Annotated in this window: 21 protein-coding genes and 1 pseudogene; 21 read left to right on the top strand and 1 reads right to left on the bottom strand. The window is 73.8% G+C overall.

Annotated features, from left to right (window positions below; all coding sequences use genetic code 11):
* Nucleotides 1–11: 11 nt before the first annotated feature.
* The 6 genes and pseudogenes from MF408_RS04735 to MF408_RS04700 all read left to right on the top strand — a co-directional run bounded on the left by MF408_RS04735 (nt 12) and on the right by MF408_RS04700 (nt 7,654).
* A complete protein-coding gene (locus tag MF408_RS04735) occupies nt 12–635 on the top strand; it encodes a hypothetical protein (protein WP_240252216.1) in 624 nt (207 codons plus the stop codon).
* Nucleotides 566–1,018 carry a selenide, water dikinase SelD gene (gene selD / locus MF408_RS04730; RefSeq protein WP_240251662.1) on the top strand — a complete coding sequence of 151 codons (453 nt, stop codon included), beginning with the start codon at nt 566–568 and terminating at the stop codon, nt 1,016–1,018. The genes MF408_RS04735 and selD overlap by 70 nt, the downstream gene beginning before the upstream one ends.
* A gap of 73 nt (nt 1,019–1,091) precedes the next feature.
* A pseudogene (gene fdh, locus MF408_RS04720) lies at nt 1,092–4,376 on the top strand (formate dehydrogenase).
* The gene (locus MF408_RS04710) at nt 4,373–5,338 is read left to right on the top strand and encodes a 4Fe-4S dicluster domain-containing protein (RefSeq protein ID WP_240250450.1); all 966 of its coding nucleotides are present in this window, start codon (nt 4,373–4,375) and stop codon (nt 5,336–5,338) included. The pseudogene fdh and the gene MF408_RS04710 overlap by 4 nt, the downstream one beginning before the upstream one ends.
* Nucleotides 5,335–6,405, top strand: a complete 1,071-nt coding sequence (nrfD, locus tag MF408_RS04705) for an NrfD/PsrC family molybdoenzyme membrane anchor subunit (protein ID WP_240250449.1) — start codon at nt 5,335–5,337, stop codon at nt 6,403–6,405. Before MF408_RS04710 ends, nrfD begins: the two co-directional genes overlap by 4 nt.
* 13 nt (nt 6,406–6,418) lie before the next feature.
* A complete protein-coding gene (locus MF408_RS04700) occupies nt 6,419–7,654 on the top strand; it encodes an OFA family MFS transporter (protein ID WP_240250448.1) in 1,236 nt (411 codons plus the stop codon).
* Here the strand turns inward: MF408_RS04700 and MF408_RS04695 are convergent.
* A complete protein-coding gene (locus MF408_RS04695; protein WP_240250447.1) occupies nt 7,605–8,474 on the bottom strand; it encodes an NYN domain-containing protein in 870 nt (289 codons plus the stop codon). The two genes, MF408_RS04700 and MF408_RS04695, sit on opposite strands and share 50 nt — an antisense overlap.
* A 175-nt stretch (nt 8,475–8,649) precedes the next feature.
* On the opposite strand from MF408_RS04695, the gene MF408_RS04690 reads away from it, so the two are divergent.
* The 15 genes from MF408_RS04690 (at nt 8,650) to MF408_RS04620 (ending at nt 23,339) form a co-directional block, all read left to right on the top strand.
* Nucleotides 8,650–9,903, top strand: a complete 1,254-nt coding sequence (locus MF408_RS04690) for an acyl-CoA dehydrogenase family protein (RefSeq protein ID WP_240250446.1) — start codon at nt 8,650–8,652, stop codon at nt 9,901–9,903.
* 12 nt (nt 9,904–9,915) lie between these two features.
* On the top strand, nt 9,916–10,545 hold the full coding sequence (locus MF408_RS04685) for an AmiS/UreI family transporter (RefSeq protein WP_240250445.1): 630 nt from the start codon (nt 9,916–9,918) through the stop codon (nt 10,543–10,545).
* Nucleotides 10,546–10,997: 452 nt separating this feature from the next.
* Entirely contained in the window at nt 10,998–11,141 is a 144-nt protein-coding gene (locus MF408_RS04680) for a hypothetical protein (RefSeq protein ID WP_240250444.1), read from the top strand.
* Nucleotides 11,142–11,228: 87 nt separating this feature from the next.
* Nucleotides 11,229–11,618 (top strand): hypothetical protein, encoded by a 390-nt coding sequence (locus MF408_RS04675; RefSeq protein ID WP_240250443.1) that lies wholly within the window; start codon nt 11,229–11,231, stop codon nt 11,616–11,618.
* 75 nt (nt 11,619–11,693) lie between these two features.
* Nucleotides 11,694–12,833, top strand: a complete 1,140-nt coding sequence (sfnG, locus tag MF408_RS04670) for a dimethylsulfone monooxygenase SfnG (protein ID WP_240250442.1) — start codon at nt 11,694–11,696, stop codon at nt 12,831–12,833.
* Between the two features lie 20 nt (nt 12,834–12,853).
* A complete protein-coding gene (locus tag MF408_RS04665; protein WP_240250441.1) occupies nt 12,854–14,062 on the top strand; it encodes an SfnB family sulfur acquisition oxidoreductase in 1,209 nt (402 codons plus the stop codon).
* Between the two features lie 52 nt (nt 14,063–14,114).
* On the top strand, nt 14,115–15,803 hold the full coding sequence (locus MF408_RS04660) for an LLM class flavin-dependent oxidoreductase (protein WP_240250440.1): 1,689 nt from the start codon (nt 14,115–14,117) through the stop codon (nt 15,801–15,803).
* Nucleotides 15,800–16,345, top strand: coding sequence for a flavin reductase family protein (locus MF408_RS04655; RefSeq protein WP_240250439.1), 546 nt, complete (start codon nt 15,800–15,802; stop codon nt 16,343–16,345). Before MF408_RS04660 ends, MF408_RS04655 begins: the two co-directional genes overlap by 4 nt.
* Nucleotides 16,346–16,397: 52 nt before the next feature.
* Nucleotides 16,398–17,747: an FAD-dependent oxidoreductase gene (locus MF408_RS04650; protein WP_240250438.1), complete on the top strand. Its 1,350-nt coding sequence runs from the start codon at nt 16,398–16,400 to the stop codon at nt 17,745–17,747.
* Nucleotides 17,748–17,852: 105 nt separating this feature from the next.
* Nucleotides 17,853–18,602 carry a DUF4386 domain-containing protein gene (locus MF408_RS04645; RefSeq protein ID WP_240250437.1) on the top strand — a complete coding sequence of 250 codons (750 nt, stop codon included), beginning with the start codon at nt 17,853–17,855 and terminating at the stop codon, nt 18,600–18,602.
* A 589-nt stretch (nt 18,603–19,191) separates the two neighbouring features.
* On the top strand, nt 19,192–20,073 hold the full coding sequence (locus tag MF408_RS04640) for a hypothetical protein (protein ID WP_240250436.1): 882 nt from the start codon (nt 19,192–19,194) through the stop codon (nt 20,071–20,073).
* A gap of 378 nt (nt 20,074–20,451) precedes the next feature.
* Nucleotides 20,452–20,784: an ATP-binding protein gene (locus MF408_RS04635; protein ID WP_240250435.1), complete on the top strand. Its 333-nt coding sequence runs from the start codon at nt 20,452–20,454 to the stop codon at nt 20,782–20,784.
* A 168-nt stretch (nt 20,785–20,952) separates the two neighbouring features.
* Nucleotides 20,953–21,456, top strand: a complete 504-nt coding sequence (locus tag MF408_RS04630) for a response regulator transcription factor (RefSeq protein WP_240250434.1) — start codon at nt 20,953–20,955, stop codon at nt 21,454–21,456.
* 79 nt (nt 21,457–21,535) lie between these two features.
* On the top strand, nt 21,536–21,826 hold the full coding sequence (locus tag MF408_RS04625; RefSeq protein ID WP_240250433.1) for a DUF4287 domain-containing protein: 291 nt from the start codon (nt 21,536–21,538) through the stop codon (nt 21,824–21,826).
* 361 nt (nt 21,827–22,187) lie between these two features.
* Nucleotides 22,188–23,339 (top strand): serine hydrolase domain-containing protein, encoded by a 1,152-nt coding sequence (locus tag MF408_RS04620; RefSeq protein ID WP_240250432.1) that lies wholly within the window; start codon nt 22,188–22,190, stop codon nt 23,337–23,339.
* The last annotated feature ends 2 nt before the right edge of the window (nt 23,340–23,341 follow it).

Here is a 23,341-nt window from a genome sequence, read left to right as displayed (position 1 = left end):
AGCGTGGCCGCATGGTCGACACCGCGGTCCCGTCCGGAGCCGTCCGGCTCACCCAGTACGCCGCCGGCGGCGGCTGCGCCTGCAAGGTGCCGCCCGGCGAGCTGGAGCGGGTGCTCGCGGACTTGCCGTTCGGGCCGGCGGGCGACGACCTCCTCGTCGGGCTGGAGCACGGCGACGACGCCGCTGCCGTGCGGATCGACGCCGACCGGGCCGTGGTCGCGACCACCGACTTCTTCACCCCGGTCGTGGACGACCCCCTACGACTGGGGCCGGATCGCCGCGACCAACGCGCTCTCCGACGTCTACGCGATGGGCGGGGAGCCGCTGGTCGCGCTCAACCTGCTGGCCTGGCCGCGCGACCGGGTGCCGTTCGAGCTCGCCCGCGAGGTGCTCCGCGGCGGCGCGGAGGTGTGCGCGGCCGCCGGCTGCCACCTGTCGGGCGGCCACAGCATCGACGACCCGGAGCCGAAGTACGGTCTCGCGGTCACCGGGCTCGCCCACCCCGACCGGCTCCCTGCGCAACGACGCGGCCGCGACGGGCACGCCGCTCACGCTCACGAAGCCGCTGGGCCTCGGCGTCCTCAACAACCGGCACAAGGCGACGGGGGAGCGGTTCGAGGAGGCGGTCGCGGTGATGACCACCCTCAACCGCGACGCCGCCCGCGCAGCCGTCGCCGCCGGCCACCGCGCGGCCACCGACGTGACCGGTTTCGGCCTGCTCGGCCACCTCTACAAGATGTGCCGGGCCAGCGGCGTCACCGCGGTCGTCGACGCCGCCTCGGTCCCGTACGTCGACGGTGCCCGCGCCGCGCTGCGCGACGGGTTCGTGCCGGGCGGCAGCCGCCGCAACCTCGACTGGGTGCGGCCGCACCTCGACGCCCACGTGTCCGAGGACGAGCTGGTGCTGCTCGCGGACGCGCAGACCTCCGGGGGGCTGTTGGTCGCCGGTGAGCTGCCCGGTCACCCGGTGGTGGGGGAGCTGGTCGCGGCCGGCCCGCACCCGGTCGTCGTCCGCTGAGCGAGGGCCTCCGAGAACGGGGGGGTCTGTTCCCGACAACCGCGGGTAGTGTCCGAGCCACGGAGGTGACCCGGTGGCGAAGACCTTCCTCGACTGGCCGGTGGTGCGACAGCTCACCGGCGGCGATCCGCTCGGCCGCGGCAAGGCCGCGCGCTCCCCGGCGCACCGAGGAGACCACGTCCCGCACCGAGACCGCCGACCGCGTCGTCAAGAGCGTCTGCCCCTACTGCGCCGTCGGCTGCGCGCAGGACGTCTACGTGAAGGACGAGCAGATCGTCCAGATCGAGGGCAACCCCGACAGCCCGGTCAACCGCGGACGGCTCTGCCCCAAGGGCGCTGCCAGCAAGAACCTGGTCACCAGCCCGCTGCGGGTCACCACGGTCAAGTACCGGGCGCCGTACGCCACGGAGTGGCAGGAGCTCGAGCTCGAGACGGCGATGGAGATGATCGCCGACCGCGTCGTGCGGGCCCGCAACGACACCTGGCAGGACATCGACGAGCACGGCAACAAGGTCCGCCGCACGCTCGGCATCGCCAGCCTCGGAGGAGCGACCCTCGACAACGAGGAGAACTACCTCATCAAGAAGCTGTTCACGGCGCTCGGCGCGATCCAGATCGAGAACCAGGCGCGGATATGACACTCCGCCACGGTCCCCGGTCTGGGGACCTCGTTCGGGCGCGGCGGCGCCACGGGTTTCCTCCAGGACCTGTCCAACGCTGACTGCATCGTCATCCAGGGCTCCAACATGGCCGAGGCCCACCCGGTGGGCTTCCAGTGGGTGATGGAGGCGAAGGCCCGCGGCGCGAAGGTGATCCACGTCGACCCGCGGTTCACCCGCACCAGCGCGCTGGCCGACACGTACGTGCCGCTGCGCGTGGGGACGGACATCGCGTTCCTCGGCGGGATCGTCAACTACGTGCTCAGCAACGAGCTCGACTTCCGCGACTACGTCGTCAACTACACCAACGCGGCCACGATCCTCAGCGAGGACTACGTGGACACCGAGGACCTCGACGGGCTGTTCTCCGGCTTCGACCCCGAGTCCCGCACCTACGACCCGGAGTCGTGGCAGTACGCCTCCGAGGACGACGAGTCCCGGCTGAGCGACGCCCAGGCCGAGGACTCCGGCGACACCGAGGAGCAGCGCGAGACGGCGTCGGGCCTGCAGAACGAGTCCCACGGGATGCAGGTGACCGGCAACCCGCCGCGCGACGAGACCCTGCAGCATCCGCGGTGCGTCTACCAGGTCCTCAAGCGCCACTTCGCGCGCTACACCCCCGAGATGGTCGCGCGCACGTGCGGTGTCAGCGAGGAGCAGTTCCTCGAGGTGTGCCGTGCCTGGACGGAGAGCTCCGGCCGCGACCGGACGACGGCGCTCGTCTACAGCGTCGGCTGGACCCAGCACAGCGTGGGCGTGCAGTACATCCGCACCGGCGCGATCCTCCAGTTGCTGCTCGGCAACATGGGCCGCCCCGGCGGCGGGATCATGGCGCTGCGCGGCCACGCCAGCATCCAGGGCTCCACCGACATCCCGACGCTGTTCAACCTGCTGCCGGGCTACCTGCCGATGCCGAACGGCGGGCAGCATCACACGATCCAGGAGTGGATCGACGCGGTCCGCAAGCCCGGGTCGAAGGGGTTCTGGTCCAACGCCGGCGCCTACGGCATCAACCTGCTCAAGGCCTACTGGGGCGACCACGCGACGGCGGACAACGACTACTGCTTCGACTACCTGCCGCGGATCACCGGCGACCACGGCACCTACCGCACCGTCATGGACATGATCGACGGGAAGGTCAAGGGCTACTTCCTGCTCGGCCAGAACCCGGCGGTCGGCTCCGCCCACGGCCGCGCGCAGCGGCTCGGCATGGCCAACCTCGACTGGGTGGTCGTCCGCGACCTGTTCGAGATCGAGAGCGCGACGTTCTGGAAGAGCTCGCCGGAGGTCGCCACCGGCGAGATCGTGCCCGAGCAGTGCCGCACCGAGGTGTTCCTCATGCCGGCGGCCTCGTACGCCGAGAAGGAGGGCACGTTCACGCAGACCCAGCGGATGCTGCAGTGGCGGGACAAGGCCGTCGACCCGCCGGCCAACTGCCGCTCGGAGCTGTGGTTCTTCTACCACCTCGGCCGGATGGTGCGGGGAGCGGCTGGCCGGGTCGAGCGAGGAGCGGGACCGGCCGGTCCTCGACCTCGCCTGGGACTACCCGACCCACGGGGAGCACGACGAGCCCAGCGCCGAGGCGGTGCTGAAGGAGATCAACGGCTACGAGATCGCCACCGGCCGGCCGCTCGCCAGCTTCAACGAGATGAAGGACGACGGCTCGACGCTGGGCGGCTGCTGGATCTACACCGGCGTCTACAAGGACGGCGTCAACCAGGCGCGGCGCCGCAAGCCCGCCTCGGAGCAGAGCTACGTCGCGCCGGAGTGGGGGCTGGGCGTGGCCGGCCAACCGGCGGCTGCTCTACAACCGGGCGTCGGCCGACCCCGACGGCAGGCCGTGGAGCGAGCGCAAGGCCTACGTCTGGTGGGACGAGGAGAGCGGGGAGTGGACCGGCCTCGACGTGCCGGACTTCGAGAAGGGCAAGGCGCCGTCGTACGTGCCGCCCGAGGACGCCGACGGTGTCGCGGGGATCGCCGGCAACGACCCGTTCATCATGCAGGGCGACGGGAAGGGCGCGCTCTACGTGCCACAGGGACTCATCGACGGCCCGATGCCGACCCACTACGAGCCGGTCGAGTCGCCGTTCTCGAACCCGCTCTACGGCCAGCAGGCCAACCCGACCCGCAAGGAGTACGACCGCGACGACAACCCGATGCACCCCTCGCCGCCGCAGGGGCACAGCGAGGTGTTCCCGTTCGTGTTCACCACGAGCCGGCTCACCGAGCACCACACGGCCGGCGGGATGAGCCGGTTCGTGCACCGGCTCGCGGAGCTGCAGCCGGAGATGTTCGTCGAGGTGTCGCCGGAGCTGGCCCACGAGCGCGGGCTGGAGCACGGTGGCTGGGCGACGATCGTCACGTCCCGCTCGGCGATCGAGGCGCGGGTGCTCGTCACCGAGCGGCTGACGCCGTTGCGCGTCGACGGCCGGGTCGTGCACCAGGTGTGGCTGCCCTACCACTGGGGCGAGGGCGGCCTGGTCACCGGCGACTCGGCCAACGACCTGTTCGGCATCACGCTCGACCCCAACGTGCTGATCCAGGAGTCGAAGGTCGGCACCTGCGACGTACGCCCGGGGCGGCGCCCCACCGGACCGGAGCTGCGGGCGCTCGTCGCCGGCTACGTCGACCGCTCGGGCTCCGACCACGTCCCGCACGGACCGATCGTGACCGCCGACCCGGAGGGGGGAGGACGATGAGCAGCCTCTTCAAGGAGAACGACCTGTGGGGCCCCCTCGACCCGTCGGCGGAGGCCGGCTACGGCGAGGACCGGCCCAAGCGCAAGGGGTTCTTCACCGACACCAGCATCTGCATCGGCTGCAAGGCGTGCGAGGTGGCCTGCAAGGAGTGGAACGACGTCCCGGCCGACCACTTCGACATGCTGGGCTCCTCCTACGACAACAGCCACTCGCTCAACGCCAACCAGTGGCGGCACGTCGCGTTCATCGAGCAGCCGTCGAGCCGAGGCCGGGCGACCGTCGACCTCGGGATGCCGGACGTCGGTCCGCCCGGCTCGGGCGACGGCGCCGGCGCCTACGGGGCCGCGGCGAGCGAGGACCCCGACGCGTCCCCGATGGACTTCCGCTGGCTGATGTCCTCCGACGTGTGCAAGCACTGCACGCACGCCGGCTGCCTCGACGTCTGCCCGACCGGGGCGCTGATCCGCACCGAGTTCGGCACCGTCGTCGTGCAGGACGACGTCTGCAACGGCTGCGGCTACTGCGTGCCGGCGTGCCCGTACGGCGTCATCGAGCGGCGCAAGGAGCCCGAGGGCGCCAAGAACGTCGGCATCGCGCAGAAGTGCACGCTCTGCTACGACCGGCTCGACGCCGGCAAGGTGCCGGCCTGCGCGCAGGCCTGCCCCACCCAGTCGATCCAGTTCGGCGACGTCGAGGAGCTGCGCGAGCGCGCCAACCAGCGCGTCGAGCGGCTGCACGAGGCGGGCGTCATGGACGCCAGGCTCTACGGCAACGACCCGGACGACGGCGTCGGCGGCACCGGCGCGTTCTTCCTGCTCCTCGACGAGCCGGAGGTCTACGGGTTCCCACCCGACCCGGTGGTGCCGACCCGCGACCTGCCGCACATGTTCCGCCAGGCCTCGCGGGCGGCGGTCACGCTAGCCGTCGGCGCGGCGGTCGTGTTCCTGGGGCGGCGGCGATGAGCACCGGCGGCGGCGACACCGCGGTCGGGCGCGACGGCCCCGAGGGCGTCCGGTCGCAGACCACGGCCGTGCCCGGCGTACCCGCCCACGGCGGCCGGCGCCGCGGCCGCGGCGAGCGGACGATGGTGCCGGACGCCGATTTCGTCTCCTACTACGGCCGGCCGATCGTGAAGCCCGCGCCGTGGGAGGCCGACATCCCGGCGTACCTGTTCGCCGGCGGTCTCGCTGCCGGGTCCTCGCTGCTGGCCGCCGGCGCCGACCTCACCGGCCGGCCGGTGCTGCGGCGCTCGGCCCGGCTGGCCGCCCTCGGCGGCCTCTCGTTCTCGATGGCGGCGCTGGTGCACGACCTCGGGAAGCCGTCGCGGTTCCTCAACATGCTGCGGGTCGCCAAACTGACCTCGCCGATGTCGGTCGGCACCTGGATCCTCTCCGCCTACGGACCGCCCGCCGGCCTCGCCGCCGCCGCCGAGGTGGTGCGGATGCTGCCGCCCGAGGCCCGTCGGGGACCGCTCCGCCTGGCCAGGTACGTCGACCGGCCGGCCGGCCTGCTCGCCGCCCTGCTCGCGCCGCCGGTCGCCTCCTACACGGCCGTGCTGCTCTCCGACACCTCGACACCGTCGTGGCACGAGGCCTACCGCGAGCTGCCGTTCGTCTTCGTCGGCTCCGCGGCCGCCGCGGCGTCCGGGCTCGGGCTGGTCACGGCGCCGCTCGCCGAGAACGGGCCGGCGCGGCGGCTGGCCGTCGCCGGGGCGGTGCTCGAGCTGACGATGGAGCACCGGATGGAGCAGTCGATGGGCATCACCGCGGAGCCGCTGCACCAGGGGCGGCCCGGGCGGCTGATGAGGGCCGCCAAGGTGCTGACCGCCGCCGGGGCCGCGGGCGCCCTGCTGGCCGGTCGCAGCCGGCTGGTCGCGGCCGCCTCCGGGGCGGCCCTGCTCGCGGGCTCCTGGTGCACGCGCTTCGGCATCTTCGAGGCCGGCCAGGAGTCGGCCCGCGACCCGAAGTACACCGTCGTCCCCCAGCGGCGACGGCTCGAAGAAGAAGGTCCGGTGCGCTACTCGGGGTGAGGCACGAATGCGGATGAACAGGTGGGTCCTGGTCGTCGGGGCGCTGCTCCTGCAGTTCTCGATCGGCGCCGTCTACGCGTGGAGCGTGTTCGGCGGGGCGTTGGAGGAAGCGGAGCCGTGGGAGCTCAGCAAGGTCCGCGCGTCGCTGCCGTTCACGGTGACGATCGCGATGATCTTCATCGGCAGCTACCTCGGCGGCCGGCTCCAGGACGTCAGGGGGCCACGGCTGGTGGCGCTGATCGGCGGTGTCGTCTACGCCGTGGGGATCCTGCTCGCCGGGCTCACCAACGACAGCGGCGACTACTGGCTGCTGATCCTCGGCTACGGCGTGATCAGCGGCTTCGGGCTGGGCTTCGCCTACATCGTGCCGATCGCGATGCTGCAGAAGTGGTTCCCCGACAAGCCGGGCCTGATCACGGGCCTGGCGGTCGGCGGCTTCGGGTTCGGCGCGGTGCTCACCTCCCCGGTCGCGCAGGCGCTGATCGACGCCGACCCCGACGACCCCACCCAGGCCTTCCTCCCGCTCGGCGTCGCCTACTTGGTGATGTCCCTGCTCGGGGCGTCGGTCTTCCGCAACCCGCCCGCCGACTACCAGGTTCCCGGCGCCGGCGGCGGGAGCGCCGGGGCCCGGCCGGCCGGGAAGGAGTACGAGCAGGGCGAGGCGCTCCGCACGCCGCAGTGGTTCCTGCTCACCGCGATCCTCACCCTCAACGTCACCGCCGGCATCGCGCTGATCTCGCAGGCCAAGGCGAGCGGCGCCGACATCGCCGGGCTCAGCGCGACCGCCGCCGCCAGCGTCGTCGGCGTGCTGGCGATCTTCAACGGCGCCGGCCGGATCGTGTGGGCCGCCGCCTCGGACTACATGGGCCGGATGCCCGCGTTCGCCGCGATGCTGGGCCTGCAGGGCGTCTGCCTGGTGCTGATCCCGCACGCGTCCAACGCCGTCCTGTTCTTCGTGCTCGCCGCGGTCGTCTACCTCTGCTACGGCGGCGGGTTCGGCACCATGCCGGCGACCGCCGGTGACTACTTCGGCGTCAAGAACGCCGGTGCGATCTACGGCCTGATGCTCATCGGCTGGAGCCTCGGCGGCGTGATCGGACCGGTCGTGGCCGCCGGGCTGATCGGTGACGACGAGTCCTACACCCTGGCCTACACCGTCATCGGCATCGTCGCCCTCGCCTCCGTGGTGCTGACCCTGATCACCAAGGTGCCCCGCGACCGGCGGTCGTCCGAGCCGGCGCGCGGCTGAGCGCGGCGTACGTCGTCGGGGCGCTCAGCCCTGCTTGGCGGCGGCCTTGCGCGTCGTGCTCCGCCGGCGGCCGGTCGGCTTGAGCCGGACCCGGGCGATGCTGCCCTCGTTCTCGACCTCGAGGTAGTCCTGTGCCTCCGCCAGGGCGATCAGCTTGGGGAAGCCGTAGTTGCGCGGGTCGAACGACGCCACGGCCGAGCTCAGGTAGGTGCCGACCGCACCGAGGTGGGCCCAGCCGTCGTCGAGGGAGGTGCTGTTGACGGCGCGGGTGAGCAGCCGGCGGAGGTCGGGCAGCGGTGGGCCGTCGTCGCCCGGCGCACCGGCGACGGCCGGCGGCTTGCTGCCAGCGGTGTCCCCCGTCGTCGTCGGTGCCGTCGGGACCGTCGCCGAGCACCTCGAGGTAGATGAACTTGTCGCAGGCCGCGACGAGCGAGGCAGGGGTCTTGCGGAGGCCGAGGCCGTAGACCGTCTTGCCGGACTCGCGCAGCCGGGTGGCCAGCCGGGTGAAGTCGCTGTCGCTGGAGACGATCGCGAACGCGTCGAGGTTGCCCGAGTAGAGCAGGTCCATCGCGTCGATGATCAGCGCGGAGTCGGTGGAGTTCTTGCCGGTCGTGTAGGAGAACTGCTGCACCGGCGCGATCGCGTGCTTGTTGAGCTCGGCCTTCCAGCCGCCGAGCTGGGTCGTCGTCCAGTCGCCGTAGGCCCGCTTGACCGTCGCGACGCCGTACTTCGCCAGCTCGTCCAGCAGCGCGCTGGCGTGCTTGGGAGAGGTGTTGTCGGCGTCGATCAGCACCGCCACGCGGGTCCGGGGAGTCGTCATGGACCCATGATGACCGGCGGCGGCGCCGGCACGACGGGCGGCTCCGGGCGGATCCGGGCGGGATGTCGGCAGAACCGATCACCGGGAGGGAGCGGGACGGCGCGCGGTCTCCTAAAGTGCATTAAGTCAGTATAGAAACATTGACAGTCCCGACTCCCGAGGAGCGACCTTCGCCATGACCACCACCACCCCTCCCGGCGGGCCGCAGGCCTGGCCCGTCCCGCCACCCGCCACCGACGTCGTGCGGCCCGGCACGCCGGCCTGGACCGCCCTGCTGGAGCGCATCGCGGCCGGCGCGGAGGAGCGCGAGCGCGAGCTGGTGGCTCCGCACGAGGTCATCGGCTGGGTCAAGGAGGCCGGCCTCGGCCGCCTCCGGCTGCCGGTCGAGGACGGCGGGGCCGGACTCACGCTGCCGGAGCTCTTCGCCGCGCTGATCGACCTCGCCGAGGCGGACGCCGCGGTGGCGCACATCCTGCGCACCCACTACTGGTTCGTCGAGCAGCACCTACAGAGCGCGGACCCCGTGTTCCGCAGCCGCGGGATCGCGCTCGCGGCGGCCGACAAGATCGTCGGCAACGGGTTCAGCGAGCAGAGCAAGCGCCCCGTGGGCCTGTACTTCGAGACGGCGTTCACCCCCGACCCCGAGGGCGGCTACCGGCTCAACGGCACCAAGTTCTACTCGACCGGCAGCATCTACGCCGACTACACGCAGATCTGGGCGGCCGCGCCCGGCGGCCGGATCGCCGGGGCCGTCATCCCGGTGGACCGCGAGGGCGTCACGATCCTCGACGACTGGGACGGCTTCGGGCAGCGCCTCACCGGGACCGGCACCACCCACCTCGACGACGTGAGGATCGCCGAGGACGAGCTGTTCGACCTCGGCGAGCCCGACGGCGAGCAGCCGCCCGGCTACCAGGGTGCCTTCCTCCAGCTGTTCCTGCAGGCGGTGACGGCCGGGATCCTCCGCAGCGTGCGCAACGACGCGGCGGCCCTGGTGAGGCGGCGCGCCCGCAGCTACAGCCACGCCAACGCCCCGCAGACGCCCGCGCAGGACCCGCAGGTCCTCCAGGTCGTCGGCGAGATCGCGGCCGACGCGTTCGCGGCGGAGGCGATCGTGCTCCGTGCGGCCCAGGCGCTCCAGGACGCGGCGGACTCGGTCGTCGACGGCAACCCCACCGTCGAGGCCGCGGAAGCGGCCCAGCTCGCCGCCGCGCAGGCGAAGGTGGCGGTCGACCGGTTCTCCTACGCGACCGCTGCCCGGCTCTTCGACGTCGGCGGCACGTCGGCGACCCAGTCGGCGTACAACCTCGACCGGCACTGGCGGAACGTGCGCACGATCTCGACGCACAACCCCACGTTCCTCAAGGCGTCGGCCGTGGGGGGCCACGTCGTCAACGGCACGCCGTTCCCGGCGAACGCCTACTTCTGAGGGGTTGCCGCCATGTCGTCCGTGGGACTCCTCTTCGTCGGCGCCGTGTTGTTCGTCAACGGCCTGCTCTTCCTGGGCCGGGTCGACCCCAGGAGCGCCGCCCTGCTCAACCTCTTCGTCGGCGCGCTCCAGACAGCCGTCCCGTTCTACCTCGTCGCGACCGCCGCCACGCCCGACGAGGTCCTCGCAGCCGCCGGCATCTTCCTGTTCGGGTTCACCTACCTCTACGTCGGCATCGGCAACCTGGCCGGCCACGACGGCGGCGGGCTCGGCTGGTACTCCGCGTGGGTGGCGCTGCTCGCGGCCGGGTTCGGCGTCGTCAACATCGTCCGGTTCGACGACCCGACGACGGGCCTGCTGTGGCTGCAGTGGTCGGCGCTCTGGGCGGTGTTCTGGGTGGTGCTCGCGCTCGGGGTGGAGCGGCTGACGCCCGCGGCCGGGTGGCTCACGCTCATCCTGTCCTTCACGACCTGCACGGTCCCCGGCTTCCTCCTCCTGCTCGGCGAGTGGGGGCGGGTGCCGGTCTGGGCGGTCCTCGCGTCGATGGTGGCCACCGCCGCGGTGGTCGTGCCGATCGCCCTGCGTACGCCGCAGGAACGGCCGGCGCCCGCCACCGACGTGCCTGCCCCGGCGGCCGCCTGAGACGCCGACGGCCGCCCGGGCGCCGGTCGGGACCCGCGGGTCCCGGCCGGCGCTCGCGCGTTCAGCCCGCCCGCTCCGCGACGTACCGCTCGGCGCGGGCGACGAGGTTCGCGTGCAGCTCGCGGACCTGCACCGGCTGCTGCAGGGCGCGGCGCTGGCGCACGGCCAGGGTGACCACCGTCGGGTCGCCCGTGATCGGGCGGAGCTCGACCAGGCCGGAGCGGTGCAGCGGGTCGTCCTCGACGCTGTAGTCGGGGGAGCACGGTCACGCCGAGGCCCTCGGCGACCAGCGCCTTGCCCATCTCGGCTCCGTCGGTCGTCTGGCAGACCCGGGGGAGGTCGCCGCCGAACAGCCGGTGCACGTAGCGGTGCATCAGGTAGCCGGGCCGCATCATCACGAACGGCTCGGGACGGAGGTCGTCGACGCCGACGTGGCTCCGCGCGGTGAGGGGGTGGCCGGCGGGGAGGACGACGACCGGGCGGCCCGGCACCAGCTTGGCGTCCACCAGTCCGGTGGGTGCGTCGTCACCGTCGAAGACGTTGACGAGGCCGAGGTCGAGGGTGGCCTCGGTCAACGCCTCGTCGATCTGGGCTGACCGGAGGGTGAGCACCTCGACGGTCGTGCCGGGGTGCCGCTCCTGGAAACGGCGCACGGCCGGGACGAGGAGCGTCGAGGTGGCTGCGTGGACGGTGCCGAGCCGGACCAGGCGGCGGTCCGCGCGCTGGTCGCCGGCCGCGGCGCGCAGCCGGTCGACCGCGGCCAGCACCTCGGCCATGTAGGGGAGGAGCTCGCGCCCCTCGCGGCTGATCCGCGCCCCGGAGCGCCGCCGCTCGAGCAGGGTGACGCGCAGCTCCCGCTCCAGCTTGGTGACGGCCTCGCTGAGTGCGGGCTGGGAGAGGTGGAGCTTCTCGCTGGCCCGGCGGAGGGAGCCGTGCTGCGTCACTGCGGCGAGGTACTCGAGCTGTTCGATCCGCATGCGTCGTCCTCTCGGCCGCCCGCGGGCGACCCGGTCGTCCGGCCGCAGTGGAAGGAGCCGCCGAGCAGGCGGTCGACGACTCCTGGGGTCGGGTGACCCGGGCCGGGGTCTAAAGTGGAGTAACTTGGTATACAAACACTAGCAGTTGTCACCGCGTCCAGGGAGGAACCCATGACCACTCACGTGCCCGCCGGCTCACCGCCCGGCGCCCCGGCCGTCGACGAGCCGCTCGCGTTCGCCTACTGGGTGCCCAACGTCAGCGGCGGGCTCGTCGTCAGCAAGATCGAGCAGCGCACCGACTGGGGCTACGACTACAACGTCCGGCTCGCCCGGCTCGCCGAGCAGAACGGCTTCGAGTACGCGCTGTCGCAGGTGCGCTACATCGCGTCGTACGGCGCCGCCTACCAGCACGAGTCGACGGCGTTCTCGCTCGCCCTGCTGCTCGCGACCGAGCGGCTCAAGGTGATCGCCGCGATCCACCCGGGCCTGTGGCACCCGGGCGTGCTGGCGAAGTGGATCGCCACGGCCGACCAGATCTCCCGGGGCCGGGCGGCGATCAACGTCGTCAGCGGCTGGTTCAAGGACGAGTTCACCAAGCTCGGCGAGCCCTGGCTCGAGCACGGCGAGCGCTACCGCCGGTCGGAGGAGTTCATCCGGTACGTGCGCGAGATGTGGACCTCCGACCATGCCGAGCTCGCCGGCGACTTCTACCGGCTCCACGACTTCGACCTGAAGCCGAAGCCGGTGCGCACGGCGGCCCGGCCCCATCCGGAGATCTTCATGGGCGGCAACTCCACCGATGCCCGCGGGATGGGCGGCCGAGTGGCCGACTGGTACTTCGCCAACGGCAACACCCCGGACGGCATCGAGGAGCAGGTGCGCGACGTCACGGAGGTGGCCACGGTCCACGGCCGGACGGTGAGGTTCGGCGTCAACGGGTTCATGGTCGCCCGCGACACCGAGCGGGAGGCGCGCGACGTCCTGCGCGAGATCATCGACAAGGCCGACCGCGAGGCGGTCGAGGGCTTCGGTGCGGCCGTCAAGCAGGCCGGTCAGTCCACCGGCGACAAGAGAGGGATGTGGCAGGACTCCGAGTTCGCCGACCTCGTCCAGTACAACGACGGGTTCCGGACCGGGCTGGTCGGCACGCCCGAGCAGGTCGCGACCCGGATGCTCGAGTACAAGAAGCGCGGCGTGCACCTGTTCCTGCTCGGCTTCCTGCACTACCACGAGGACGTGGAGTACTTCGGCCGCGAGGTGCTCCCGATCGTGCGCGAGCTCGAGGCCGCGGAGCTGGAGCGGGCCTCGTGACGGCAGCGGAGCAGAGCCTGGTGACCGGTGTCCCCGTCCTGACCGCCGATGAGGCGGTCGAGGTGGCGCGGGGGGCCGGCGCCCGCCTCGCAGCGGGCGCCGCCGAGCGGGACCGACGCCGGGTCCTGCCCGTCGAGCAGGTCGACGAGCTGTCCGCGTCGGGGCTGCTCGCGGTCACCGTCCCGCAGGAGCACGGCGGGGCGGGGCTCGGTGCGGAGACGCTCGCCGAGGTGGTGCGGCTGCTCGCCGCGGGCGATCCCAACGTCGCCCAGATCCCCCACAGCCACTTCGTCTACGTCAACGCGATGCGTGACCAGGGCACCCCGGCTCAGCAGGCGTTCTTCTTCGGGGAGGTGCTCGCCGGCAGGCGGTTCGGCAACGCCCAGTCCGAGACCCGCAGCCGGCACGTCCGCGACCACGCCACCACCCTCCGCCCGATCGGACCGGTCGGCGCCGACGGCAGGCCGCGCGAGTGGGTGCTCGACGGGGAGAAGGGCTACTGCACCGGCGCGCTGTTCGCCCACTGGATCCCCGTCCTGGCCCACCTCGGCGACGACGGGCCGCTGCACGTCGCGTGGGTGGAGCGCACCGCACGCGGGGTCACCGTGGTCGACGACTGGGACGGGCTCGGGCAGCGCACCACCGCCAGCGGCACCGTGCGGCTCGACGCGGTCCGGGTCGCGGCGGACCGGCTGACGCCGTACCACCTGACCTTCGACAAGCCCGGCACCTACGGCGCGTTCGCCCAGCTGCTGCACGCCGCCATCGACGCCGGCATCGCCCGCGCCGCCCTCGCCGACGCCGCCGAGTTCGTCACCACCAGGAGCCGCCCCTACCCGGACGCCGGGGTGGAGCGCGCCGCGCAGGACCCCCTGGTCGTGCAGGCGTTCGGCGAGCTGGAGCTCCAGGTCCGGGCCGCCGAGGCGCTGCTCGCCGAGGCGGGCCGCGCGGTCGACCGGGCGAACGCCGACCTCCACGAGCACAGCGCCGGTCGGGCCAGCCTCGCCGTCGCCGCCGCACGGGCGGCGACGACGGCCGCGGCGGTCGACGCCGGCAGCCGGCTGTTCGAGGTGTCGGGGACCCGGTCCGCGCTGGCGTCGCTGGGTCTCGACCGCCACTGGCGCAACGCCCGCACCCACACCCTGCACGACCCGGCGGCGTGGAAGGTCCACCACCTGGGCCGCTACGCCATCGACGGCACCCTCCCGCCCCGGCACGGCCAGGTCTAGCCCTCCGGCGACCCGACCGACCCGGCTCCACTCCGCACCCGAAAGGACTCCGATGTCCCTGAAGTTCCACTGGTTCCTGCCCACCAACGGCGGCGACGGGCGCCACGTCGTCGGCGGCGGGCACGGACTCGCACCCGGTCCGGCCGGCCGGCCGGGCGACGTGCCCTACCTCACCCAGGTCGCCCGCGCGGCCGAGGACAACGGCTTCGAGGCCGCGCTCACGCCGACCGGGGCGTGGTGCGAGGACGCCTGGATCAGCACCGCGATGCTCAGCCAGACCTCCGACCGGCTGAAGTTCCTGGTCGCGTTCCGGCCCGGCGTGGTCGCCCCCTTCCTGGCGGCGCAGATGGCCGGGACGTTCCAGAACCTCTCCGGCGGACGGCTGCTGCTCAACGTCGTCACCGGCGGCGAGGGCCACGAGCAGCGCATGTACGGCGACTTCCTCGACAAGGACGCCCGCTACCGGCGTTGTGACGAGTTCCTCGAGATCGTCCGCCGGCTGTGGGCCGGGGAGACCGTCGACCTCGACGGCGAGTTCCTCCGCGTCGAGGGCGCCCGGCTGGGCCAGGTCCCCGACCCGGTGCCCGCGATCTACTTCGGCGGCTCCTCACCGGCCGCGGGTGCCGTCGCGGCCAAGCACGCCGACGTCTACCTGACCTGGGGCGAGCCGCCCGACGCGGTCGCCGAGAAGATCGGCTGGATCCGCCGGCTGGCCGCCGCGGAGGACCGGGCCGGCCGGCCGATCCGGTTCGGCATGCGCGTGCACACGATCACCCGCGACACCGCCGACGAGGCCTGGCAGGAGGCGGGGCGGCTGCTCGCCGGGATCCCGGAGGACGTCGTCGACCGGGTCCAGGAGGGCCTGCGCCGCAGCGAGTCGGAGGGCCAGCGGCGGATGCTGGCGCTGCACGGCGGCCGGGCCGACGACCTCGAGGTCCACCCGAACCTGTGGGCCGGCATCGGCCTGGTCCGCGGCGGCGCGGGCACCGCGCTCGTCGGCAGCCACGAGCAGGTCGCCGACCGGATCCAGGAGTACGCCGAGATCGGCGTGGAGGAGTTCGTGCTCTCGGCCTACCCGCACCTGGAGGGGGCCTACTGGTTCGGCGAGGGCGTGCTGCCGATCCTCGCCGAGCGTGGCCTCTGGGAAGACCCGCGGCCGCCCCGGCCGGTCAACGCCGCGGTCCCGTTCGCCGCGGCGGGGGAGGGCGGCGTCGTGACCGTGCCCGCCGCCGCGCCGCGGACCGCCGTCGTCGTCGGCAACCCCAAGCCCGCCAGCCGCACCCTGGCCGCGGCGACGTACGTCGCGCGTGAGCTCACCGGCGCCGGCCCGGAGGTGGTCGTCGACCTGGCGACGCTCGGCTGCGACCTCCTCGACTGGGGCGCGGCGTCCGTCGACCGCCTCGTCGAGGAGGTGGGCCGGGCCGCGCTGGTCGTCGTCGCCAGCCCGACGTACAAGGCGACCTACACCGGTCTGCTCAAGCTGTTCCTCGACCGGTTCCCCGTGGGCGGGCTCACCGGCGTCGCCGTGCCGCTGATGCTCGGAGCCGGGCCCGCGCACGCCCTGGCGCCCGAGCTCGGCCTGCGCTCCCTGCTCACCCACCTCGGCGCGACCGTGCCGACGCCGGGCCTCTACCTGCTCGAGAGCGACCACGACGACCCCGACGCCTACGCCGACTGGCTCGCCGGTGCGCGGCCTGTCGTCTCCGCCCTGCTCACCCGTCCCGAAGGAGCCCCCGCATGACCGCCCAGCCCACCGTCGTCCCGGCCGAGCCCCGCGCCGCCCGGTTCCCCACCAACCAGGACCTCGACCCGGTGCGCCTCCGGCAGGCGTTCGGGGTGTTCCCCAGCGGGGTCGTCGCCGTGGCCGCCGTGGTCGACGGCCGGCCCGTCGGCCTGGCCGCCAGCTCCTTCACCTCGGTGAGCCTCGACCCTCCACTCGTCTCCTTCTCCGTCGCCCGCACCTCGAAGACCTGGCCGGACCTGCGCCGGGCGGACCACCTCGGCGTCACGGTCCTCGCCGACCACCACGGCGAGGCCTGCCGTCGGCTGGCCGGACCGGTGGAGAGCCGGTTCGACGGGATCGCGGTGTCGGTCACGTCCGCCGGCGCGGTCACCGTCGACGACGGCCTGGCCCGGTTCGACTGCACGGTCCACCGCGAGGTGGAGGCCGGCGACCACCTGGTCGTGCTGCTGCAGCTGCACGCCGTCGACCACAGCGGCGACCTCGCCGACGGGTCGTCCCCCCTCGTCTTCCACCGGTCCGGCTTCGGACGGCTGCGGTAGCGCCTCCGGTCCTCCTCCCGGTCATCCTCCGGCCGTCTGCCACCCTGGGAGGGTGCGTGCGGTCGTCGTCGGCGGGGGGATCAGCGGCCTGACGGCCGCCCGGGACCTGGCCGGGCAGGGCTGGGAGGTGCTCCTGCTCGAGGCCACCGACCGCACCGGCGGCAAGCTGCGCCGCGGCGACGTCGCCGGGGTCGCCGTCGACGTCGGCGCGGAGGCCGTCGTCAACCGGCGGCCGGAGGGGGTGGCGCTCGCCCGCGACCTGGGGCTCCCGGTCACCCACCCGACCGCGGCGACCTCCCGGGTCTGGACCCGCGGCGCACTGCGGCCGCTGCCGCGGACGCTGATGGGTGCGCCGCTCGACCTCGACCAGCTCGCGGAGTCCGGCATCCTCTCGCCCGAGGGGGTGGCCCGCGTCCGGCACCAGCAGGTCCCGCGGGTCGCCGGCGACGTCTCGGTCGGCGACCTGGTCGCGGAGCGGTTCGGCGACGAGGTGGTCGACCGGCTGGTCGAGCCGCTGCTGGGTGGCGTCTACGCCGGCCGGGCCCGCGGGATCTCGGTCCGGGCGGCGGTGCCGCAGCTCGTCGACCTGGCCACCCGCGACCGGTTCGAGCTGCCGCCACCGCCCGCGGACGCGCCGCCGGTGTTCGCCGGTGTCGAGGGCGGGATGTGGCGGCTGGCCGACGCGCTCACCGCGGCGCTCCGCGCGACGCCGGGGGTCGAGGTCCGGACCGGCGCCACGGTGCGCGCGCTGCGGCGGCAGGCGACCGGGTTCGAGGTCGCCGTCGAGGCCGGCAACCGGCACGGCACCGAGCCGGCCGACGCGGTCGTCCTCGCCACCCCGGCCGCGCCCACCGCACGGATCCTCGCGGACGTCGCCCCGGCCGCTGCCGACGAGCTGGCGGGCGTCGAGCACGCCTCGATGGCGGTGGTGACCTTCGCCTTCCACACCGCCGACGCGGCCGTCCTCGACGTCGGCGCCTCCGGCTTCCTGGTGCCGCCGGTCGACGGCCGCCGGATCAAGGCGTCGACGTTCTCGTTCGCCAAGTGGGCCTGGGTGCGCGCGGCGGGGGAGGAGCAGGAGCTGCTGGTGCTGCGGACCTCGCTGGGCAGGCACGGCGACGCCCTCGCCCTGCAGGTGCCCGACGACGAGCTGGTCCGCGCCTCGCTCGCCGACCTCGCCGAGGCCACCGGCCTGGACGCCGCTCCGGTCGACGCGGTGGTCCAGCGCTGGGGCGGCGGGCTGCCGCAGTACGCCGTCGGCCACCTCGACCGGGTCGCCCGGGTCCGCGCCGCGGTGGCCGAGGTCCCCGGGCTCGCCGTCTGCGGCGCCGCCTACGACGGCGTCGGCATCGCCGCCTGCATCGCCTCCGCCCACGCCGCCGCGCGCCGGCTCACGACGTAGCGGCCGCGGGTCCCACCGAGTGTGCCGCGCTGTCCCTCGGCGACGGGACAGCCGGACCGGCACCGTCGGGTCATCGCCCCACCGACGAACGAGAGAGACGAAGCGATGACCACTCACGACCTCAGCCAGGACCTCGACCGACCCCTGACCCGGCACCCCGTCCGGTCCGACCTGCCGGACCCGGCCGGCACCGGCCACGCCCCCGGCGCGAGCCGCCCGAGCACCCGGTGGGCGTGGGCCGGCCTCGCCGCCGGCGTCGCCAGCCTCGGCGCCCTCGTGTCCGCGTTCATGGTCGACGCGGTCTACGACCCCGACCTCGACGGCGACCCGGAGGCGATCGCGGACAAGCTCGGCGACCAGGTGCCGCAGATCGTCGCCTTCCACGTGCTCGGCACGCTGGCCGCGGTGCTGCTGGTCGTCTTCGCCGCCGGGCTCCACCGCCGGCTGCGCGCCACCGCGCCCGCCGACAGCGTCGCCCCGCTCGTGGCGTTTGCCGGCCTGCTCGGCACCGCCGTGGTGATGGTGCTCGGCACCGGCCTCGACACCGAGCTGGTGTTCGCCGTCGGCCACGACGAGTTCGTGACGCCGGACAACCAGGCGTTCTACAACACCTGGGTCGGCACCATCTGGTGGTGCTGGGTGCTCGCCGGGCTCTCGGCGATCGCCGTCTTCGTCGTGTCCCGCACCGGCGGTGTCCCCCGCTGGCTCGGCATCTGCGGCCTGGTCGGCGGCAGCCTCACCCTGCTGCTCGGCATCGCCCCGCAGCAGTACATCGCCGGCATGATCGGCCCGATCGCCGTCGTCGTCGCGTCGCTCGGCTTCCTGGTCGGCGACCGGGCCTACCGCGGCCGCTGAGCCGACGTACGACCCGTGCCGCCCCCACCGCAGCCGATCCGGCCCCGAACGGGCCGGGTCGGCTGCACAATGTGCCGGTGCAGACGGCCCCGAGCGACGCCGGCGCGACGGCCGACGACGACGCGGCCACGGCCGATCCGGCTGCGCGGCCGCGCGGCCGCCAGGTCGTCCTGGTGCTCGCCGTGCCCGCCCTGTGCGTCCTGGCCCTGCCGCTCTCGGCCTGGGTGGACGCGGCAGCACCCGCGCACGGACCGGGTGTCGACGTCACCGGCGGGCCGGGATGGCCGTGGGCCGTGCACGGCGCGGTCCTCGGCGTCCTCTCCGCGCTCGTCCTCGTGCGCGACCGCACGCAGATGTTCGGCTGGGCGCTCGCGGCGTTCGGTCTGTTCTGGGCGCTCGACGGGTTCGCCCAGAGCTATGTCAACGCCGGTCTGCGGGACGACGGGTCCTGGCCGGGGATGACCTGGGCGCTCTGGTTCCTCAACCGGTTCGGCTCCTACCTCGCCGTGGTCACCGCGGTGCTCCTCCCTGGTCTTCCCGACCGGCCGCTTCCTGCCGGGCCGGTGGGGGAACGCTCTCGCGCGGCCTGGTGGCCGTCATGGTGGTCGCCGGCCTCGGCGTGCTCGTCGCGCCGGCGGAGGGCGAGCAGGCCGTCGACCTCCCACCCGGCGTCGACCCCGACCCCACCTCGATCGGCCTGCTGTCCGGTCACGGCGAGCAGGTGCTGTCCGGCGCCGTCGCGACGGGGGTCGTCTGCTTCCTGCTCTCGCTGGTCGTCGTGGTGGTGCGCTACCGCCGCTCCCGCGGGCTGATGCGCGACCGGATGCGGTGGCTGCTGTGGAGCGTCGTCGTCATCGCCGTCACCCTGGCGACCGGCTCCGTCGTCGAGGTCCCGGGCTTCGAGATCGTCTACACCTTCGTCGTCATCGTGCTCCCGACCGCGGCGATGACCGTCGCGATCGTGCGGCCGCAGGTGCTGCCGATCCAGGATCTGCTCGCCCGCACCGTCGTCCTCGCCGCCCTGGTGCTCGTCCTTCTCGCGGCCGACGTCGGCGTGCTGGCGCTGCTCACCCTCGTCCTCGACGACGACCTGACGCAGGCCCAGGTCGTCACCGTCGTCCTGCTCGTCGCCGTGCTCCTCTATGGTCCGCTGCGCCAGCGGCTGTCGGCGGCGGCCCGCCGGTGGATGCTCGGCGGCCGCAGCAACCCCCTACGGCGCCCTCGCGGCCCTGTCGTCGACGCTGGAGAACACCGACGACCAGGGAGGAGCAGCTCGCCGCGGTGGCCCGCGCCGTCGCCACCGCGTTCGGCGTGCGGTTCGTCAGCCTCGAGGTCGACCGGCCCAGCGGCGACCGCACCGTCACGACGTACGGCGACCGGCCCGGCGCGGTTCGCACGCTGCCGATCACCTACCGGGGCGCGGACGTGGGTCGTCTCGTGCTCCCGGCGCGCGGCGTGCGCAGCCGGCTGACCGCCCGCGACGAGCAGCTGCTCGGCGACCTGGTGCGCCAGGCGGCGACCGCGGTGCGCACCGGCCAGCTCGCCGAGGAGGTGCAGCAGAGCCGCGAGCGGCTGGTCACGGCCCGCGAGGAGGAGCGGCGCCGGATCCGCCGCGACCTGCACGACGGGCTCGGCCCGTCGCTGAGCGGCATCGTGTTCCAGCTGGAGGCCGCCCGGATGCAGGTCGACACCGACCCGGAGGCGGCCAAGGAGCAGATCGCGGGCGTCAGCCGGCACGTGCAGACCGTGGTCGCCGAGGTGCGCCGGCTCGTCCACGACCTGCGGCCGCCCCGCCCTCGACGACCGCGGCCTGGTCGGCGCGATCAAGCAGCAGGCCGACCGGCTCGACGTGCCGCTGGAGGTCGCCGCGCCCGACCTCGACGGCCGGCTGCCGGCCGCGGTGGAGGTGGCGGCGTACCGGATCGCGGGGGAGGCGCTCACCAACGTCGCCCGGCACGCCTCCGCGTCCCGCACCGAGCTGACCCTCGACCTGGCCGGCGACGCGCTCACCGTCCGCATCGCCGACGACGGCGTCGGCATCGCCCCGGACCGGCAGGCGGGCGTCGGCCTGGTCAGCCTCCGCGAGCGCGCGGCCGAGCTCGGCGGCCGGGTCGAGATCACCTGCCCCGAGGGCGGCGGCACCGTCGTCCGCGCCCGACTGCCCCTGAGGAGCCCCGCATGACCAGCCCCGACCCGATCCGGGTGGTCGTCGTCGACGACCACCAGATCGTCCGCGACGGCCTGACCGCCCTGCTCGGCGCCCTCCCGGGCATGGCGGTCGTCGGCTCGGCGGCGGACGGCAAGGGAGGCGCTGCACGTCGTCGGCGAGGTCGCCCCGGACGTGGTCGTGATGGACATCCAGATGCCGCGGCTCGACGGCATCGAGGCCACCCGGTTCCTCGTCGGCCGCGACCCCGGCCTGCGGGTGCTGATGCTGACGATGAACGAGGACGACGACACCGTGCTCAGCGCGATCCGCGCCGGCGCGTGCGGCTACCTGGTCAAGGGCTCCGGCGCCGACGAGGTCCAGAACGCCATCCGCACCGCCGCCGCCGGCGGGATGGTGTTCGGCGCGTCGATGGCCCAGCAGGTCGCGGCGCTGCTGGCCAGCGGCACGGCACAGCGGTCGGAGCCGGACCCGTTCCCCGACCTGACCGAGCGGGAGCGCTCGGTGCTGCAGCTCGTGGCGGCCGGCCGCTCCAACGACGAGATCGCCGCCAGCCTCTACGTCTCCAACAAGACCGTCCGCAACACCGTGTCCGGCATCTACGCCAAGCTCGGCGTCTCCGGTCGCGCCGACGCGATCGTCCGGGCCCGCGAGGCGGGCTACGGCACCTCGGCGGGCGAGCGATGAGGAACGGTCCGGTCACCGGTCGGACCCCGTGACCAGACCGAGCGAGAACCGAGCAGAAACCCGAGCAGGAGGAGCACCGATGTCGTTCCAGGCATACCTCGACAAGGCCGAGGAGAAGACCGGCCGCACGCCCCAGGAGATCGTCGACCTGGCGCACGCCCGCGGGTTCGGCGCGGAGACCAAGGCGGGCGAGATCCTCGCCTGGCTCGCCGACGACTTCGGCCTGGGCCGCGGCCACGGCATGGCGCTGGTCCACGTCATCAAGAACGGGCCGGAGATCAGCGACAAGCACGTCGGCTCCACCGGGAGCCACCGCGACGAGTCCACCGTCCTGCGCCTCGACGGGATCGCCGCGCGCGAGTCCGGCTGAGGCCCGGCGCATCTCCGCACCCGTGAGGTGCCGACCCGGCGCATCTCCGCAGCTGTAAGGCGCCGACCCGGCGCGTCTCCGCAGCTGTAAGACGCCGACCCGGCGCATCTCCGCAGCTGTGAGGCGCCGACCCGGCGCATCTCCGCAGCTTCTTCGAGACCAAGCGATGACCCAGTGACCGCACCGAAGCACCCGTCCGCCGTCCGCAGGGGCCGGTGGTCGCGCTGGTGGCCGGCGCCCTCGTGGCCACCGCGGCCGCGACCACCGCCCACGCCGACCCCGGCGCCCCCCGCGAGCCGGCCGGCTGCGGCCGACCCGGCGTACACGCAGGGAGCGCAGCGCCCCGAGGGCGGGGATCCCAGTGCGCCAGCTGCACCGGATCGCCGAGCGGCTCCGCGACGCCGGTGCCATCGGCGTCACCGCCGAGGTGGTGTGGGGCGGGCGGCACTGGCACGAGGCCTGGGGTGCCGCGCACCGCGACCCGCGACGACCCGCGCGTGCGGATGCCCGGTTCCGCGCCGCCAGCGTCAACAAGATGCTCACCAGCGTGCTGGCTCTGCAGCTGGTCGAGCGCGGCCGGTGGACCCTGCGGACCACGATCGGCGACGTCCTCCCCGGCCTCTGGCCCGGCCGCGGCGACGTCACGCTCCGCCAGCTGCTGAGCCACACGAGCGGCATGCCCGACGCGGTCAGCGCGCTCGTCTCCTCGGTGGAGTCCGACCGCGAGCTCCTGCGGGTGATCAGCCGCCGCTACACCGACCGCGGGCTCGTGGCCCGCGCCCAGCAGGAGCCCTGGGTCTTCGAGCCGGGCACCGACTTCCACTACAGCAACACCGGCTACGTCGTCGTCGCGCTCATGCTCGAGCGCGCGACCGGCACGCCGTACCCCCGCCTCCTCCGCAACCGGGTGCTGCGTCCGGCCGGCATGCGCGACAGCTACTACGCCCGGACCCGCGGGCTGGGCCCGCCGCGGCTCGCCGAGTACGCCCACAGCGGCGGCCGGGTGCTCGACCTGCGCCGGAGCCACCCGTCGATGTTCTCCGCCGCCGGCGCCTTGGTCTCCACCGCCCACGACCTCGACCGGTTCCACCGTGCCCTCGTCCGCGGCCGGTTGATCGGACCGGAGATGCGCAAGCGGATGCGATCGGTGGTCACCCCCGATCCCATCGAGGGCGAGTACGGCCTGGGCAGCTACCGGTTGCCCAGTCCCTGCCGGACCGGCCCGGACGTCCTCCACGGTCACGACGGCGCCTCCTGGGGGACGTTCACGTGGTCGTTCGCCGCAGGACGCCACCGGCAGGTGACGATCGCGATGACCGGCCGCGCCTACGGCACCCAGCGCTTCCTCCGGCAGCAGCGGCTGCTGCACGGGTTCGTCCACACGGCCTTCGCCGGGATGTGCCCCGGCGGTGCCCGCCGGACGGCTCCCGCCGACCCCGGCCCCCGCGACCGGGTCGGCATCGACGGCCGGGCGACGCGGGTGCCGCTCGTCATGGGCGCGGGGGGACAATGACG

It is taken from the genome of Nocardioides sp. TF02-7 (genome assembly GCF_022437945.1).
GTDB lineage: Bacteria > Actinomycetota > Actinomycetes > Propionibacteriales > Nocardioidaceae > Nocardioides.
The sequence above is the reverse complement of the archived record's forward strand: the minus strand, read 5'-3'. Positions and strand labels throughout refer to the sequence as shown.

What these genes read in the sequence shown, in the direction of transcription:
- MF408_RS04655 (WP_240250439.1), top strand. Translation starts at nt 15,800, where the DNA reads ATGACCGCCCAGCCCACCGTCGTCCCGGCCGAGCCCCGCGCCGCCCGG.
- MF408_RS04710 (WP_240250450.1), top strand. Translation starts at nt 4,373, where the DNA reads ATGAGCAGCCTCTTCAAGGAGAACGACCTGTGGGGCCCCCTCGACCCG.
- MF408_RS04700 (WP_240250448.1), top strand. Translation starts at nt 6,419, where the DNA reads ATGAACAGGTGGGTCCTGGTCGTCGGGGCGCTGCTCCTGCAGTTCTCG.
- MF408_RS04645 (WP_240250437.1), top strand. Translation starts at nt 17,853, where the DNA reads ATGACCACTCACGACCTCAGCCAGGACCTCGACCGACCCCTGACCCGG.
- MF408_RS04630 (WP_240250434.1), top strand. Translation starts at nt 20,953, where the DNA reads ATGGACATCCAGATGCCGCGGCTCGACGGCATCGAGGCCACCCGGTTC.
- MF408_RS04690 (WP_240250446.1), top strand. Translation starts at nt 8,650, where the DNA reads ATGACCACCACCACCCCTCCCGGCGGGCCGCAGGCCTGGCCCGTCCCG.
- MF408_RS04625 (WP_240250433.1), top strand. Translation starts at nt 21,536, where the DNA reads ATGTCGTTCCAGGCATACCTCGACAAGGCCGAGGAGAAGACCGGCCGC.
- MF408_RS04695 (WP_240250447.1), bottom strand. Translation starts at nt 8,474, where the DNA reads ATGACGACTCCCCGGACCCGCGTGGCGGTGCTGATCGACGCCGACAAC.
- nrfD (WP_240250449.1), top strand. Translation starts at nt 5,335, where the DNA reads ATGAGCACCGGCGGCGGCGACACCGCGGTCGGGCGCGACGGCCCCGAG.
- MF408_RS04735 (WP_240252216.1), top strand. Translation starts at nt 12, where the DNA reads ATGGTCGACACCGCGGTCCCGTCCGGAGCCGTCCGGCTCACCCAGTAC.
- MF408_RS04685 (WP_240250445.1), top strand. Translation starts at nt 9,916, where the DNA reads ATGTCGTCCGTGGGACTCCTCTTCGTCGGCGCCGTGTTGTTCGTCAAC.
- sfnG (WP_240250442.1), top strand. Translation starts at nt 11,694, where the DNA reads ATGACCACTCACGTGCCCGCCGGCTCACCGCCCGGCGCCCCGGCCGTC.
- MF408_RS04660 (WP_240250440.1), top strand. Translation starts at nt 14,115, where the DNA reads ATGTCCCTGAAGTTCCACTGGTTCCTGCCCACCAACGGCGGCGACGGG.